General features: G+C 62.0%; 15 protein-coding genes. 12 read left to right on the top strand and 3 right to left on the bottom strand.

Annotated features, from left to right (window positions below; genetic code table 11):
* Positions 1-81 precede the first annotated feature (81 nt).
* The 9 genes from ACE03M_RS18445 (at position 82) to ACE03M_RS18405 (ending at position 9,108) form a co-directional block, all read left to right on the top strand.
* Complete coding sequence (locus ACE03M_RS18445; protein WP_485935455.1) at positions 82-1,152, top strand: metal ABC transporter solute-binding protein, Zn/Mn family; 1,071 nt, start codon at positions 82-84, stop codon at positions 1,150-1,152.
* Between the two features lie 2 nt (positions 1,153-1,154).
* Entirely contained in the window at positions 1,155-2,024 is an 870-nt protein-coding gene (locus ACE03M_RS18440; protein ID WP_143922118.1) for a metal ABC transporter ATP-binding protein, read from the top strand.
* Positions 2,024-2,935, top strand: coding sequence for a metal ABC transporter permease (locus ACE03M_RS18435; protein ID WP_143922117.1), 912 nt, complete (start codon positions 2,024-2,026; stop codon positions 2,933-2,935). Before ACE03M_RS18440 ends, ACE03M_RS18435 begins: the two co-directional genes overlap by 1 nt.
* 67 nt (positions 2,936-3,002) lie before the next feature.
* Positions 3,003-3,971: a metallophosphoesterase gene (locus ACE03M_RS18430; protein ID WP_485935454.1), complete on the top strand. Its 969-nt coding sequence runs from the start codon at positions 3,003-3,005 to the stop codon at positions 3,969-3,971.
* A gap of 55 nt (positions 3,972-4,026) precedes the next feature.
* Positions 4,027-6,405, top strand: a complete 2,379-nt coding sequence (locus ACE03M_RS18425; RefSeq protein WP_485935453.1) for a transglycosylase domain-containing protein — start codon at positions 4,027-4,029, stop codon at positions 6,403-6,405.
* 254 nt (positions 6,406-6,659) lie between these two features.
* A complete protein-coding gene (sp36, locus tag ACE03M_RS18420) occupies positions 6,660-6,815 on the top strand; it encodes a Sp36 family protein (RefSeq protein WP_096158366.1) in 156 nt (51 codons plus the stop codon).
* An 88-nt stretch (positions 6,816-6,903) separates the two neighbouring features.
* Entirely contained in the window at positions 6,904-7,377 is a 474-nt protein-coding gene (locus tag ACE03M_RS18415; protein WP_143922114.1) for a RidA family protein, read from the top strand.
* Positions 7,367-8,344: an NUDIX hydrolase gene (locus ACE03M_RS18410; protein ID WP_485935452.1), complete on the top strand. Its 978-nt coding sequence runs from the start codon at positions 7,367-7,369 to the stop codon at positions 8,342-8,344. Before ACE03M_RS18415 ends, ACE03M_RS18410 begins: the two co-directional genes overlap by 11 nt.
* Complete coding sequence (locus ACE03M_RS18405) at positions 8,341-9,108, top strand: MBL fold metallo-hydrolase (protein WP_485935451.1); 768 nt, start codon at positions 8,341-8,343, stop codon at positions 9,106-9,108. The genes ACE03M_RS18410 and ACE03M_RS18405 overlap by 4 nt, the downstream gene beginning before the upstream one ends.
* A 125-nt stretch (positions 9,109-9,233) precedes the next feature.
* Here the strand turns inward: ACE03M_RS18405 and ACE03M_RS18400 are convergent, their stop codons facing one another.
* Entirely contained in the window at positions 9,234-9,911 is a 678-nt protein-coding gene (locus ACE03M_RS18400) for a Crp/Fnr family transcriptional regulator (RefSeq protein WP_069599638.1), read from the bottom strand.
* A gap of 246 nt (positions 9,912-10,157) precedes the next feature.
* Between ACE03M_RS18400 and nth the strand changes: the two genes are divergently transcribed.
* Both nth and ACE03M_RS18390 read left to right on the top strand, forming a co-directional pair.
* Positions 10,158-10,898 (top strand): endonuclease III, encoded by a 741-nt coding sequence (nth, locus tag ACE03M_RS18395; protein ID WP_143922111.1) that lies wholly within the window; start codon positions 10,158-10,160, stop codon positions 10,896-10,898.
* Positions 10,895-11,662, top strand: a complete 768-nt coding sequence (locus ACE03M_RS18390; RefSeq protein ID WP_485935450.1) for an NUDIX hydrolase — start codon at positions 10,895-10,897, stop codon at positions 11,660-11,662. Before nth ends, ACE03M_RS18390 begins: the two co-directional genes overlap by 4 nt.
* A 59-nt stretch (positions 11,663-11,721) precedes the next feature.
* Here ACE03M_RS18390 and ACE03M_RS18385 read toward each other — a convergent pair whose 3' ends face one another.
* Complete coding sequence (locus ACE03M_RS18385) at positions 11,722-12,546, bottom strand: ABC transporter permease (protein WP_485935449.1); 825 nt, start codon at positions 12,544-12,546, stop codon at positions 11,722-11,724.
* Positions 12,547-12,548: 2 nt separating this feature from the next.
* Positions 12,549-13,499 carry an ABC transporter ATP-binding protein gene (locus tag ACE03M_RS18380; protein ID WP_485935448.1) on the bottom strand — a complete coding sequence of 317 codons (951 nt, stop codon included), beginning with the start codon at positions 13,497-13,499 and terminating at the stop codon, positions 12,549-12,551.
* 102 nt (positions 13,500-13,601) lie between these two features.
* On the opposite strand from ACE03M_RS18380, the gene ACE03M_RS18375 reads away from it, so the two are divergent.
* Positions 13,602-14,621 (top strand): TetR/AcrR family transcriptional regulator, encoded by a 1,020-nt coding sequence (locus tag ACE03M_RS18375; RefSeq protein WP_485935447.1) that lies wholly within the window; start codon positions 13,602-13,604, stop codon positions 14,619-14,621.
* Positions 14,622-14,705: the final 84 nt, after the last annotated feature.

The following is a 14,705-nucleotide window of genomic DNA, read 5'->3' as shown; positions in this document are numbered from 1 at the left end:
ATATTAGTGGCCGAAGCTCAGGCTGAGTATCGTGTCCGTGGTTGATTCATTGATCACCGACCACTCTCTGAAAGGCCCACCATGCGTTCTTCGCGACTCGGCATTGCCTCCGGTGCTGCTGCCCTCACTGTTGTCCTCGCATTGAGCGCATGTGGGGGTGGTGCGTCCGGTGCGGACTCCGAGAACGCCGATCTCTCAGTTGTGACGTCGACCAATGTCTACGCCGACATCGTGTCCCAGGTGGCAGGAGACTTCGCAAAGGTCACGGCGGTCATCGACGACCCGAATCAGGACCCGCATTCCTACGAGGCAACGACCCAGGACCGATTGAAACTGTCGAAGGCCGATCTGGTCGTCCAGAACGGCGGGGGATACGACTCGTTCATGACGACGATGCTTGAAGCCTCGGACGCCGAGGTCGACACCATCGACACAGTTTCGATCTCAGGTCTGCCTGGATCCGAGGACGTCGGCAACGAGCCTCATGACCATGGAGAGGAAGAGGCCCACGGTGGCGGCCACGTCGACGAGCACGGCAAGGAAGAGGCCCACAGCCATGAGCGCGACGACGAAGGTCACGATCATGGCGAAGAAGCGGGCCATGATCACGAACATGGGGAGTTCAACGAGCACCTCTGGTACTCCGTCCCCACAATGACGAAGCTCGTCGACGAGGTTGCGAACCACCTCGGCGAGGCTGCGCCCGAACACAAGGATGACTTCGCAGCCAACGCAGACGAATACAAGAAGACGCTCGAGGAGCTGCGTTCGCAGATCGGTGACGCCAAGGCAAAGCATGAAGGTGATGAGGTCGCTGCGACCGAACCCGTGCCGCTGTGGCTGTTCGAGGATATGGGACTGAAGAACATCACCTCCGACGAGTTCCTCGAAGCGGTGGAAGAGGGCAATGACGTGCCGCCTCTGGTGCTGAAGAAGGCCGAGGAGCAGATCTCCTCGGGCGAGGCGGTGCTGCTTGGGTACAATACTCAAGCGGCAGGTCCACAGGCAGAGCAGCTGAAATCCACGGCTGAGAAATCCGATGTTCCGGTCGTCGACCTCGGCGAGACGATGCCGGCCGATGCGCACTACGCGGATTGGATGGGCGAATACATCACCGAAATCTCCACCGCGCTCGAAGGACATGAACACTGAGAATGGCCACTGATTCCGACGTTTCTCCCGGGCAGACCGCATCCGCCGATCACCTTCCGGTGATCCGTCTGCGCGATGCCGAGCTGCGATTCGGAGAGCGTGTGCTCTGGCACGACCTCGACCTCGACGTCGCCCCGGGGGAGTTCGTGGCGGTGCTGGGCCCGAACGGGACAGGAAAGACTTCGCTGCTCAAGGTGCTGCTGGGCCAGCATGCGCTGTCCACCGGCTCGGCGGAGATCAATGGTCGGAATGTCCACTCAGGGAACTCGGCCATCGGCTATATCCCCCAGCAGCGCGGAATCGACCAACACACCCCGATGCGGGGTCGCGATCTGGTTCGGATGGGCATCGACGGACACCGTTGGGGACCCGGGCGGTTTCTGAAGCGCCGCCGTCAGCAGGTCGATGAACTCCTCGAATCCGTCGGCGCTCGAGATTACGCGGACGCTCCAGCCGGGACCCTGTCCGGCGGTGAGCTGCAGCGTCTGCGCGTAGCTCAGGCCCTGGCCAACGACCCCTCGGTGCTTCTCTGTGACGAGCCGCTGCTGTCTCTGGACATCCACCACCAGAAGGTCGTTGCCAACCTGCTTCATGAGCAGCGAGTCAAACGCAACACCTCAGTCGTCTTCGTCACCCACGAGATCAACCCGATCCTGCCCTACGTCGACCGCGTCCTCTACATCGTCGGCGGCCACTTCCTCGTCGGCACCCCTGCCGAAGTCATGACCACCCAATCGCTGACCCGACTCTATGGTTCCCCGGTCGAAGTGGTCCGGGTCGGCGGTCGGCTCATCGTGGTCGGCGGCGAAGCCGAATGCGTGGATCACCACGTCCACGAGGACGAGATGAGCATGGAACGAGGCGCGATCTGATGTCGGCTCAGGAGATCTTCGGCAGCCTGTTCACCTTCGAGGACTACGGCGAACTGGTGACGCTGCTGACCAACTCGCTCATCGCCGCCGGACTGCTCGGTGTCGTCGGCGGCCTCATCAGCGTCTTCGTCATGGCCCGCGACATTCCCTTCGCCGTACACGGTGTCTCCGAGCTCTCGTTTGCCGGTGCCGCCTTTGCCCTGCTCATCGGATTCGACGTGGTTGGCGGGTCCATCATCGGCTCAATCATCGCCGCGCTCATCATCGGCATCGGCGGGGCCAAAGCCTCGGAGAAGAACGCCATCATCGGTGTGCTGATGCCCTTCGGGCTGGGCCTAGCGATTCTGTTCCTCGCCCTCTACGACGGGCGTGCCGCCAGCAAATTCGGCCTGTTGACCGGACAGATCGTGGCCATCACCCCGGGCCAGATCATGACGCTCGTCGTGTGCTCGCTGATCGTGCTCCTCGTGCTCGCCGTCATCTGGCGACCGCTCATGTTCGCCAGCCTCGACCCCGAGGTGGCACGTGCCAAAGGGGTGCCGGTGTCCGGTCTGACGATCGTATTCATGCTCGTCCTCGGCCTGGCCGTGGCATTGAGCGTGCAGGTCGTGGGCGTCCTCCTGGTCCTGGCTCTGCTCATCACCCCGGCCGCGGCAGCCACCCAGCTCTCGGCCTCACCGGTGTGGGTGCCGGTGTTCAGCGTCATCTTCGCGGTCACCGCCTCCGTCGGCGGCATCCTCATCGCACTGGGCTCGCCGGTGGTGCCGATCAGCCCATTCGTCACTACGATCTCCTTCCTCATCTACCTCGTCTGCCGGCTCGTGGGGCGGCGCCGGATGAAGCATCTGCATCGCCGCCGCACGGCCCGCGCCGCCGATGAACACGACAAGCCGGTCGCGTTCCCTGCCTGAGGTGCTTTGACGGCACTGCGGGGGCCGGGTCCAGGCCTGGACTCCGAGGCCGACTAGAGTTGGACGAATGAAGAAGCGTGCACTATTCGCCGGCGCCCTTGCAGTCCCCGCGGCGGCTGGAATCTGGGGCGCGGTCATCGAACCGCACCTCTTCACCGTCCGCCGCCACACTTTGCCGATCCTGCCGGCCGGTGCACAGAGCATCCGGATGCTGCACGTCTCCGATCTGCATCTGGCACCCTGGCAGAAGCACCGAGCCGCTTGGGTCAAGGCGCTGACACGACTGGAACCGGACGTCGTGATCAACACCGGGGACAACCTCTCTGCAGACATCGTGCCCACTGTCCTCGACGTCTTCGATGGACTACTCGATGTACCCGGCGTCTTCGTCCTCGGATCCAACGACTTCTTCTCACCCAAGGCGAAGAACCCAGCCAGCTACCTGCGGTCTCCCTCCGAGGTGAAGCACCGCACGCAGCCCGACCTCGACGTGAAGGCCCTGATCCGCGGGTTCGAGGCCAGAGACGAGACAGTCAGCTTCACGTCGACTGGTGACACGCCCAGCAGCACCCGCGGATGGCGTTTCCTCGATAACGCCGAGGCGACTCTGATGATCCGTGGGACGCGCATCGACTTCTGCGGCCTGGGGGACTCCCACATCGACCGTGACCGGATCCAGCCCAGCGACGGTCAGGGCCGCGGCCCTGATGCCTTCGACTACCCTCGGTTCGATTCTGAAGCTGGGGTGAAAGTCGGCGTCACTCATGCGCCCTATTCGCGGACGCTGGAGGCGTTCACCTCGGCGGGTGCTGACCTCATCATGACTGGGCATACTCACGGGGGACAGATCCGGGTGCCCTTCTGGGGCGCGCCGGTGACGAACTGCGACCTCGATCGGACACGCGCGAGAGGCCTGTTTCCCTATCGAAAATCTCTCGTCGAAATCTCCGCAGGATTGGGTTTCTCGCCCTTCTCACCGGTGCGTTTCGCCTGCCGTCCCGAGGTCAGCCTGTTGACTCTCGTCCCTGGAGTCTGACGTTCTCAACGATTTTTGAGAATTTGCACAAGTCGGATTAGCTAAACTTGGTTTCATGGTGTCTCCTGAGTCAAATCCGAATCCGACCAAGACAGGCGCGTTTCTCCAATTCGTCGCCGTGAGCGCGGTGGCGGGAATCGTCGCCGCCGGTCTTGCCATCCCCGGAGTCGGTGTAGCTACTGCCAGTGCAAACAGTGCCGTCGAGATCTTCAATTCGCTCCCCGCGACCCTGGAGATCCAGGACCTGGGAGAGAAGTCGACGATGCTCGCCTCCGATGGTTCGGAGATTGCGGAGTTCTACTGGCAGAACCGAGTCGAGGTGCCTCTCGACGAGATCTCAGATCATATGCAGGACGCAACGATCGCGGTCGAGGACTACAGGTACTTCGAACACGGCGGCGTCGATATCGAGGGCATCGCGCGTGCAGCGGTGCACAATATGGTGTCCTCGACAACGCAGGGCGGATCCACACTGACCCAGCAGTACGTGAAGAACGTGCTGGCGGAGAACGCCCATGCCGAAGCGGACAAGGAGGGCGTGTCAGCGGCCAAGGAGTCGGAAGGCACGGCCGGCTATGCGCGTAAGCTCCGCGAAGCCAAACTCGCAGTGGCAGTTGAGAAGAAGTACGACAAGAAGGACATTCTCAACCGTTACATGAACATCAACAACTACTCCGGTTCACCCAACGCCTACGGCGTGCAGGCCGCCGCTCATAAGTATTGGGGCATCGACGCGAAGGACCTGAATATCGAGCAGTCGGCGATGCTCGCCGGCATTGTGCAGAACCCTTCGGCCTTCAACCCGCAGCGTTTCCCCGATCAGGTGAAGAAGCGCCGCAACACCGTGCTGGGGCAGATGCTCAAATACAAGCACATCACTCAGAAGGAATACGACAAGGCGGTGAAGACCGACCTGGACCTCGATCTGCATGAGACACCGAACGGCTGCACCTCGGCCAAGAGCAACGCAGAATTCTTCTGCGACTACGTCGAAAACGTCATCAAGAATGATGATACCTTCGGCGAGACCGTCGACGAGCGCCTCGCCTTCCTGCAACGGGGCGGGCTGACGATCAAGACCAGCCTCAACCCAGACATTCAGAAGATCGCTGACAAGGAGATCAAAAAGCGTGTTCCTGTGGGCGATCCATCCGGCGCCGGACACGCCCTGGTCACGATCGAACCGGGCACGGGCGAGGTCATCGCCATGGCTGAGAACCGTGAATACACGGTCGGCGAGGTCAAAAAGAACGAAAAGAACAAGAAGACCAGCATCAATTACACGGTCGATAGGAAGCACAACGGCGGTGGCGGGTTCCAGGTTGGTTCGACATGGAAGCCCTTCGTGCTGGCCACGTGGCTGAAATCCGGTCGCGGGCTCAACGCCACGGTCAACGCTACCAAGCGCAACTTCCCTGCAAATTCTTGGAAGTATGACGGCTGTCCGAACATGGGCGGTGACTGGGACCCGAACAACGCCGGCGACGGTGAAGGCAAGGGCTCGATGACCGCGCTGGAAGCCACGAAGAAGTCCGTGAACACCGGCTATGCGGCTATGGGCAACCAGCTCAATATGTGCAAGGTCATGGACACCGCTATGGACCTTGGAATTCGCTACGGCAGCGGCGAGAAGCTCGACTTCAAGAACGAGGCGGGCTTCATCCAGGCCCTGTCGCCATCCTCGATTCTGGGCACGACGGAGACAACTCCGATTGCAATGGCCGCGGCATTCGCGACCTTCGCGAACGAGGGCGAGTTCTGCGGCCCGAAGCCGATCGTCTCCATCAAGGACCGCTCAGGCAAGAACATCGACGTGCCGGGAGAGGGCTGTAAGCGAGTCCTCGACAAAGAGGTGGCCAAGGGCGTCGCCTACGCTCTGACACAGACGTTCAACGGCGGTACCACAACCCAGTTGAAGATCGGAGCACCAGCAGGTGCAAAGACCGGTACGACGAACTTCGATGTCGGCCACACCTGGTTGCTCGGGTTCACGAAGACACTGTCGACTGCGGTCTGGACCGGTGACCCGGCAGGAACACGTGACTGGCGAAACAACAGCGAGGGAGTTGTCCGCGGACACGTCTACGGTGCCACGATCTCCGGTAAGACCTGGCAGGCCTATATGAATGACGCGGTCAAGGAGACGAAGGGCAACACCGGATTCCCTAAGCCGGGCAGCAAGTACATGGGCGGCGGTGGCACCGGTGGCGGAGGCGGTACCGGTGGTGGCGGCACCGGCGGTGGTGGCAACGGCACCGGCGGCGGCAACGGCGGTGGAGGCACCGGTGGTGGAGGCGGCACCGGCGGCGGAAACAACGGCACCGGCGGCGGCAACGGTGGCGGCGGCACCGGCGGAAACAACGGCGGCGGCAACGGTGGCAACAACGGCGGCGGCAACGGCGGCGGCGAAGCGCCGGGCCTCGGCGGCAACTGAGCACCGGACGTCAGACAGAGCCTGAGAGACAGCGGGGTGGGACGATCATCATGATCGCCCCACCCCATTCTCGTCTGTCAGCGATGTTCACACTGTGGCATGGCTGGCGGTAGGTGCACGGGTTCTCGGCTAGGGTTGGCAACGACAGTGATTAGCCGGTCGCACTCCTGCAGAACGATCGGCTGTCGGTTCATGCAGACGCTCGTTCCGATGACGCATCGGGGACTCGGGCACACAGAGACTCAAGGAGAATCATGACTAAGTGGGAATACGTCACCGTGCCGCTCATCGTTCACGCAACGAAGCAGATCCTCGACCAGTGGGGCGAAGACGGCTACGAGCTTGTCCAAGTTGTCCCGGGCCCCGATAACAATGGACTCGTTGCCTACCTCAAGCGTCCCAAAGCCTGACACAACAGTGCCCTGAAGTACCACAAGCCTGACGCATCAGAGTATGGGCTCTCACCTGACCTGCAATACCCTCGTCGAAGGACCAACCATGTCGAAGACACTAGACCGCATCGCTGAACTCGGTCTCACCCTGCCCGCTGTCGCCGTTCCCGCTGGCGTCTATGTCCCGGCGCTTCGCACCGGCAACTACGTCTACACCTCGGGCCAGCTGCCCGTCGTCGACGGGAAACTCCCGGCGACTGGCCACATCGGCTCCGACGTCGACCTCGAGACCGGCTACGACCTGGCACGGACTGCAGGGCTCAATGCTCTCGCCGCAATTGCCGGCGTCATCGGGGACCTGGACAAGATCGTGCGCGTCGTCAAGGTGACCGGGTTCGTGAACTCGGCAGATGACTTCACACAGCAGCCATCGGTTATCAACGGAGTCTCCGAACTCTACGGTGAGATCTTCGGCGACCGCGGCCAGCACACGCGCAGTGCAGTAGGAGTGAACACTCTTCCTCTCGGCACTCCAGTCGAGGTCGAGGTCATCGTCGAGGTTGAGGACGATGCCGCTTAGCGGACGCTCTCTGCCCGTCTCGTCGGAGCTGCGTTGGTTCTTGGACCAATGGCAGTCCGACGGGCGGTTCCCGGTCCCAGAGGCTCCACGCCCCGCCTCAGCGATCGTGTTGATCAGGGACTCCCTGGAAGGTTTGGAAACCTTCATCACCAGGCAGCTCGATGCTCGGGGAATCGACGACCGCAACCGCCTGTCCTACCCGGTCAGCAACCTGCGCCCCGGCGACCTGCGCAATCTGCCTCTGGCCGGATGGAACTCGGCGCGCTGCGCAAGGACTCTGAGCATCGAGAACAAGTCACGGGCGCTGCACCATTTCTCGGCCGCGGCACGCATCTCGTTCGCTGCGACCGGTGTCCTGCTGGCCGAAGACGTCGATCGTGACATCGTCGCCGCGCCCCAGACGGATTGGCGCGGAACACGGGCACGGCTGTTCTCCAATGAGATCTCCTGGTCCCAGATCCTGCGCGAACGTGATCTCAAGCTGCGTCCGGACCTCTGCAAACCCTGGCTGCGTTGGATCAACACGGCGACTCAGCTGCACCGTTTCGACACCACCTATTTTGTGGCCGCAGTGCCCTTCGGGCAGAACGTCGACTTCCTCTCGCCGAATGAGACCTCGGGAGGGTGGAAACGGCCCAAGGAGATCCTCGCTGAGGCAGCAGGAGATCCCGACAAGATCAGTGCGAGCACTCGCATCATCGCTGAGAGTCTGATAGATGTCCCAAGCGTGGGAGCGGCCATGGCCCAGGTCCGCGACCTGCATCCGCTGCGACCAGAGGTCACCAATGAAGACGGCGAATGGCGCGTCGTCATCCACCCCGGACGCGACCTCTACCGCAAGGGCACTCTACGTGACTACGCGATAGCCGTCGGTGACGACGAGAACGACCAGAGCCCAGGATTCCTGACGCTGAGTGACGATGACAACAACGCCGAAAGCGGCGAAGAGGAGACCGACGAATCATGAGGATCCGCGCGAACAACCCATCCCCGATGACACTGACGGGCACCAACACCTATGTCATCACCTCGGCGGACGACACCACAGCAGCGCTCATCGATCCTGGCCCCGAACTTACGCAACACCGTGAGAAATTCCTCGCTGAGCTCGGCGACAGGAAGCTGTCGGCCATCATCCTCACTCATCAGCATGCCGATCACTCGGAGATGCTCGGCAGTGTGGAACAGTGGGCACCCGAGGTGCCCGTGTACGCGGTCCTCGAGAAGTTCGGCCGTCTGACACCTCCTGTGGCCGATGGTGACATGATCGCATTCGGCACTGACACAGCCGATGTCATGGAGGTCATCGCGACTCCGGGGCACACGATGGACAGCATCTGTCTCATCCACGGCCACGTGCTCTACAGCGGCGATACGGTCCTGGGGGAGGGGACGACCATCGTCACCCACCCGGAAGGCTCTCTGCGCGACTACCTCAATTCCCTGGACCGGCTCCTTCAGCTGCTCGATGAGGGGGCATATTCGATCATCGAGCCCGCACACGGTCCCAGCATCGAATCCCCTGCCCAGGTGCTCGAGTACTACCGCAGCCACCGACTCGAACGCATCGAGCAGGTCAGAGCGGCACTGGCGCAGGGAGCCACGAGCGCCACAGACGTCTGCGACATCGTCTATCACGACGTTGATCCGAGCGTCCGCGGTGCCGCCGAGCAGATCGTGCGCGCCCAGTTGGCCTACCTCGGAGTCCTCGCTCCCGACGATCAGTCGTGACTCGACCCGACCACGCGTAGGCAGGGCGCACAACGCCAGACGCACGAACGCCCCGGCACGATGTGTGCCTGGGCGTTCGATGACTGAGAATTCAGTGGTCCGGCATCAGCCGCCTGACATTCCGATCAGCGGGCGCGGTTGCGCATGCGCTCCATGTCGAGGATGACGACGGAACGAGCCTCGAGGCGGATGAAGCCACGAGCTGCGAAGTCGGCCAGGGCCTTGTTCACGGTCTCACGTGAGGCGCCGACGAGCTGCGCGAGCTCTTCCTGCGTCAGGTCGTGCGCGACGAGGACACCGTCCGGTGCCGGCTTCGAGAAGCGAGATGCGAGGTCCAGCAGTGCCTTGGCGACGCGACCGGGAACATCGGAGAACACGAGGTCGCCCACGGTCTCGTTCGTGCGGCGCAGTCGCTGTGCCAGAGCCTTGAGCAGGTTCATTGCGGCCCGCGGGCGTTCATCGAGCCACGTCGTGAGGTCCTCATGCTTGAGGCTGAGCAGCTCGGACTGAGAGACAGCGGTGACGGAGGTGGAACGTGGGCCCGGATCAAAGAGGCTGAGCTCACCGATGATCTCGCCCGGCCCGATGACCGAGAGCAGATTCTCGCGGCCGTCGGAGGACTCGCGGCCGATCTTGAGCTTGCCGCTGGAGACGATATAGAGTTCGTCACCGGCATCGCCCTCGTGAAAGAGCACGGTTCCCCGACGGAGGCTCCGCGGGTTCATGAACTTCATCAATGCGCTTGTGGCTTCATCGTCCAAACCTGCGAAGAGCGTGGCGCCCCGCACAACTTCAATATCCACTGTGTCCTCCTTGTCGTGGTAATCACAGATAAATCTACCTGGTCAACGGTGCTGATACCAGCAAAGGCGCGGGAGTTTGCGGCATTAGTGTAAAACAAGGGGTTTTGCTGGCGTTTCCTCCACCCTCGCCGAGGTGGGCCACGGTTGCGTGCGGACGACCCCGTTCGACGGGCGACTGCAGAGCCACCTCGGCGATGTGAGGGGCGCCACTGCGGAAATGCAGGGCACGGATTAAGATGGTGAGTCGTGTTGACGGTGGCAGAGAAGAGCGCGCGGAAGTTCGCCAAGGAAACCTCATTGGGCAAGACCCGACGCGCAAGGAAGATTCATCGGATCCTCGCCGAGGTGTACCCGAACGCGAAATGCGAGCTCGACTTCGAGACCCCATTCCAGCTCCTGATTGCGACCGTCCTGTCTGCACAGACCACAGACATCCGGGTCAACGCGGTGACACCGGGGCTGTTCTCCGTCTTCCCTGATGCTCACAGCCTCGCGGTGGCCAACCTGATCGAGGTCGAGGAACTCATCCACTCGACCGGTTTCTACCGAGCGAAGGCCCGTAATATCGTCAAACTCGCCAATGAACTCGTCGACACCTATGACGGTGAGGTCCCCAACTCTTTGGACAGACTCGTCAAGCTTGCAGGAGTCGGACGGAAGACCGCGAATGTGGTCCTCGGCAACGCCTTCGACACCCCGGGCCTGACTGTCGACACGCACATGGGACGGTTGGCACGCCGGCTCGGATGGACCGAGGAGGAAGACCCGGTCAAGGCGGAGCACGACATCGCGGCGCTGTTCCCGAAGAAGGAACTCACTCTGCTCTCCCATCGAGTCATCTTCCACGGACGACGGATCTGCCACTCGCGCAGACCAGCCTGCGGAGTGTGCCCGTTGATGGCATTGTGCCCCTCGTTCGGGGTCGGGGAACTCGATCCGGAGAAGGCGCGGGCGATGCTCAGATTCGAAATGGCGCCCCAGGCATGAGCGCCGAAGCATGTGAGCATCCCCCGGTGGGGCCAGGCGCTGCTGTGCAGGCGTCGACCGGGCAGGACTCCGTTTCGCACGATGAGACCCTGCGCACGCAGCTGGAGACTCTCGCCGCATCGAATGGTTCGCCCGAGTGGCTCAGGCGGGCACCGATGCCGGGTGACGAATCGGTGCGTGACGCGGCCGTCCTCATGCTCTTCGGCAGGGGCGGTCAGCCGCGCACAGATGCCGGCCGTGCCGAATCATCACGTCTGGCGGATTTCGGAGTTGACGACGTCGACATCGTTCTGCTGCAGAGGGCGAGCACCCTGCGCAATCATCCCGGACAGGTGGCGTTTCCCGGAGGCGGACGAGACCCCGAAGACGATTCCCTGGTCTCCGCAGCCCTGCGTGAAGCTCAGGAGGAGGCCGGCATCGTGCCGTCGACGGTCGATGTTCTCGGTCAGATGGATCCGCTCTACATTCCCGTCAGCAGGTTCCAGGTCACGCCTGTCATCGGGTACTGGGCGCAGCCCGGTGTCGTGCGGGTGATGGACGAGGCGGAGTCGTACTCGGTCTACCGGGTCGCTGCTGCCGATCTGGTGGCACCGGCCAATCGAGGGACGTTCTCCCGGCCGGACCTGAAGATCACGACACCGGCCTTCGACGTCGGAGTGCTCAAGGTGTGGGGCTTCACCGCAGGAATCCTCGACTTCGCTCTCGACCACCTCGGCTGGGCCGGGGACTGGGATCGTGACGCACACATAGGCATCGACTTCTGAGGCCGTTGCTTCTCGCCCCGAGGGCGGGCTGAGCCCGACGTCATCGATGCGTGCAGCTGTCAGCGTCGACCGGCTTTGATCTTGAACAGCTGAGCCGTCCACACGATGGAGATCGCCAGGATGGCCACGCACCAGACGACCGAAAGCAGGGCTGAGTTGCCCATGCTGGTACCGACGAGCAGGCTTCGCAGTGCATCGATGATCGGGGTGATCGGTTGGTTGTCGGCAAACCAGGTCAGCCATCCGGGCATCGTTTCGACCGGGACGAATGCGCTCGAGACATATGGCAGGAACAGCAGAACGAATCCGTAGCCGTTCGCCGACTCCGCTGATTTGGCGGCCAGGCCGATCGCCGCGAACAGATATGTGATGGTGAAGATGTAGAGAGTGATGAGGGCGATGACGGCCACCCATTCCGCCACGTCAGCCGATGGGCGAAAACCGATCGACACTGCTACTGAGAAGACGATGCCAGTGGCGAGCAGATTCTTCACCACGCTCGCCACCACATGTCCTGTGATCACCCCACTTGATCGGACTGGCATGGTTCTGAGTCGGTCGATGAAACCTGAAGTCATGTCGTTGGCCACGGACAGTGACGTTGAAGCCGCGCCGAACCCTGCGCACGTGAGAATGATTCCGGGAACGATGTAGTTGACGTAGTCTCCGCTCGGGTCGATAGCTCCACCGAAGACGAAGGTGAACATCAGCATGAGCATCACCGGCAGTGCGACTGCCATGAGCATGGATTCGACGTCCCGAGTGGCATGACGAAGACTGCGACCGATGAGCGCCAACTCAGTATTGATGCCTCGAGGAGGGGTTCGTCGTCGAGCAGGCGACGGGTACTTCGTTGTCAGTGACGCTTCTGCAATATCGGTCATGATCATTCTCCTGTCTGTGAAGGTTCGGCGGATGGGCCGGGGGCGGTGAGCGAGAGGAAGACGTCGTCAAGGCTGGGGTGGCGGAGGCTGACCGAGAACTCGGCGAACTCTGGCTCGATTGTTGCCAAGACGGAAGAGATATCGCGTACAGTTCCGGTGGTCGGCAACTGTGAGACGGTCGTGCCACGATTGTCGTGGACGGCCACCATTCCCTGACCGACCTTCGCCTTGAGTTCTGTCGGCGTGCCCAGCCCAGCCAGACGACCGCGATCGAGTAGGCCGATTCGATCGGCCAAGGCATCGGCTTCCTCAAGGTACTGAGTGGTGAGAAAGACGGTCGTGCCGCCCTTTGCCAGCTCCTTCACCTCGTCCCACAGCTCGCGACGCGAACGAGTGTCCAATCCAGTTGTCGGTTCGTCAAGGATCAGCACATCGACCTGCACCACCAGGCTCAGCGCCAGATCGAGCCTGCGCCTCATGCCACCGGAGAGTGCGGCAACTCTCGTATCGATGAATGAGGTCAGGCTCAAACGCTCGGCCAGCCGTGAGGCTCTGACCTTCGCCTCTCGGCGCGAGAGCCCCGACAGGCGTGCTAACAGGATGAGGTTCTCCCGTGTCGAGAGATATTCGTCGACAGCCGCCGATTGCCCAGTGACAGCGAAACGCCGTTTTGCCTCATTCGGCTCGTCGGCCACATCGATCCCCCCGACGAGGACCGTGCCCGAATCCGGACGTATCAGAGTGGTGAGGATGTTGATCGATGTGGTCTTTCCAGCCCCGTTCGCGCCAAGCAAGGCGAAGACTTCACCCTGGCTGATTTGGAGGTCCAGCCCCTGGAGCACCGGGTTCTTGCCGAAGCCTTTGCGAACATCAGAGAACTCGATAGCTGTGGCGGGCGCTGCGGAATCTGTCGCTTCGGCGCCCGGGCCGGCTGACGTCATTGTGCGTTTCATGTTGTGCCTCTCGGAGGTCCTTAGTGGAGCTGACTGTGTACGTGCGCAACTGTATATGACAGTAACACGCAATATATGCCGTACACAATATAAGCTGGGCAGATGAGTACAGAAGACCCGATCGAGCAGCTTCCACGCGGAATCGCACTGGCCTGGGGCGTGGCCGCAACACCACAGCGTGGGCCTAAGCGCGAGATGAGTGTCGAGCGAATAGTCGATGCTGCCATCGAGATCGCCGATCACGACGGCATCCAGGCGGTGTCGATGTCGGCGGTCGCGAAACGCCTTGGTTACACGCCGATGTCGCTCTATCGGTATGTCAGCGCCAAGGACGATCTGCTGCTTCTCATGCAGGAGGAAGCGACAGGACTGCCACCGGAGTCAGAAGGGGTGGAGAATTGGCGCACCCGACTGGAAGAACTCTACGAAGCCCAGTCACAGGTCTACCTGACGCAGCCGTGGTTACTGTCGCTGTCGATCATGGGCAGTCCCATCACACCCAACAGCTCTGCGTGGTTGGACGCGAGCCTTGAGGCTCTTCACGACACTCCACTCACACAGGACGAACGCATTGCCGTCTCGATCTTCGTCACCGGCGCGGCCCGGTGGAAGGGCACCGTGTTCGCAGGGTACGAGGATCAGAAGCGCGCCACTGGTCTGAATGATTCCGAGCTTGCGCAACAGGAATCTCAGCTCTTCGATGCTGTCATCACCGATGATGGGTACCCCTCGCTGCGCCGTGCCATCGACGCAGGTGTCTTCACCTCCGAAGCTGATCCATTTGCTTTCGGTTTCGAGTGTGGGCTCGATGGCTTGGCCGAATACATTGACAGAGTCAGCCGCGAGCGAGGCGATGGACCTTCAGCTGCGGCAGGAATGATTGCGGAGACCGCCTCGGAGGCAGGTGAATCTTCGGTTTCTGGGGCGACGTTGCCTGTTGAGGAGACCTCAGGAGTCGAGCAGTCGGTCGTGACCGACGATGATCCAGAAGTTGCGGCCGATAAGAAGTACCGCGAATCACAGAAAGCCGTCAGGCAAGCGCAAAAGGTGCTTGCCGAGGCGCGTAAGCGGGAGCGTCAGACTTTGAGAGAAGCGAAGGAGCGGATTGCCAAAAGGCGTTGAGACCAGTGGTGAAGCGGTCGAGGGTGATTGGCCCCGGGCGTGAATGCAGCGGTGGGGGGGGGGGGGGGGGGGGGGGGGGGGGGG

The sequence above is a fragment of the Brevibacterium sp. AGC70 genome (assembly GCF_057334195.1).
Note: the sequence above shows the minus strand (reverse complement) of the source record. Positions and strands in the feature narration are given on the sequence as shown.

Excerpts from the sequence above, each read along its gene's own strand:
- ACE03M_RS18430 (WP_485935454.1), top strand. The coding sequence starts at position 3,003 with ATGAAGAAGCGTGCACTATTCGCCGGCGCCCTTGCAGTCCCCGCGGCG.
- ACE03M_RS18380 (WP_485935448.1), bottom strand. The coding sequence starts at position 13,499 with ATGAAACGCACAATGACGTCAGCCGGCCCGGGCGCCGAAGCGACAGAT.
- ACE03M_RS18440 (WP_143922118.1), top strand. The coding sequence starts at position 1,155 with ATGGCCACTGATTCCGACGTTTCTCCCGGGCAGACCGCATCCGCCGAT.
- ACE03M_RS18405 (WP_485935451.1), top strand. The coding sequence starts at position 8,341 with ATGAGGATCCGCGCGAACAACCCATCCCCGATGACACTGACGGGCACC.
- ACE03M_RS18415 (WP_143922114.1), top strand. The coding sequence starts at position 6,904 with ATGTCGAAGACACTAGACCGCATCGCTGAACTCGGTCTCACCCTGCCC.
- ACE03M_RS18410 (WP_485935452.1), top strand. The coding sequence starts at position 7,367 with ATGCCGCTTAGCGGACGCTCTCTGCCCGTCTCGTCGGAGCTGCGTTGG.
- sp36 (WP_096158366.1), top strand. The coding sequence starts at position 6,660 with ATGACTAAGTGGGAATACGTCACCGTGCCGCTCATCGTTCACGCAACG.
- ACE03M_RS18385 (WP_485935449.1), bottom strand. The coding sequence starts at position 12,546 with ATGACCGATATTGCAGAAGCGTCACTGACAACGAAGTACCCGTCGCCT.
- ACE03M_RS18435 (WP_143922117.1), top strand. The coding sequence starts at position 2,024 with ATGTCGGCTCAGGAGATCTTCGGCAGCCTGTTCACCTTCGAGGACTAC.
- ACE03M_RS18425 (WP_485935453.1), top strand. The coding sequence starts at position 4,027 with ATGGTGTCTCCTGAGTCAAATCCGAATCCGACCAAGACAGGCGCGTTT.
- ACE03M_RS18390 (WP_485935450.1), top strand. The coding sequence starts at position 10,895 with ATGAGCGCCGAAGCATGTGAGCATCCCCCGGTGGGGCCAGGCGCTGCT.
- ACE03M_RS18375 (WP_485935447.1), top strand. The coding sequence starts at position 13,602 with ATGAGTACAGAAGACCCGATCGAGCAGCTTCCACGCGGAATCGCACTG.
- ACE03M_RS18445 (WP_485935455.1), top strand. The coding sequence starts at position 82 with ATGCGTTCTTCGCGACTCGGCATTGCCTCCGGTGCTGCTGCCCTCACT.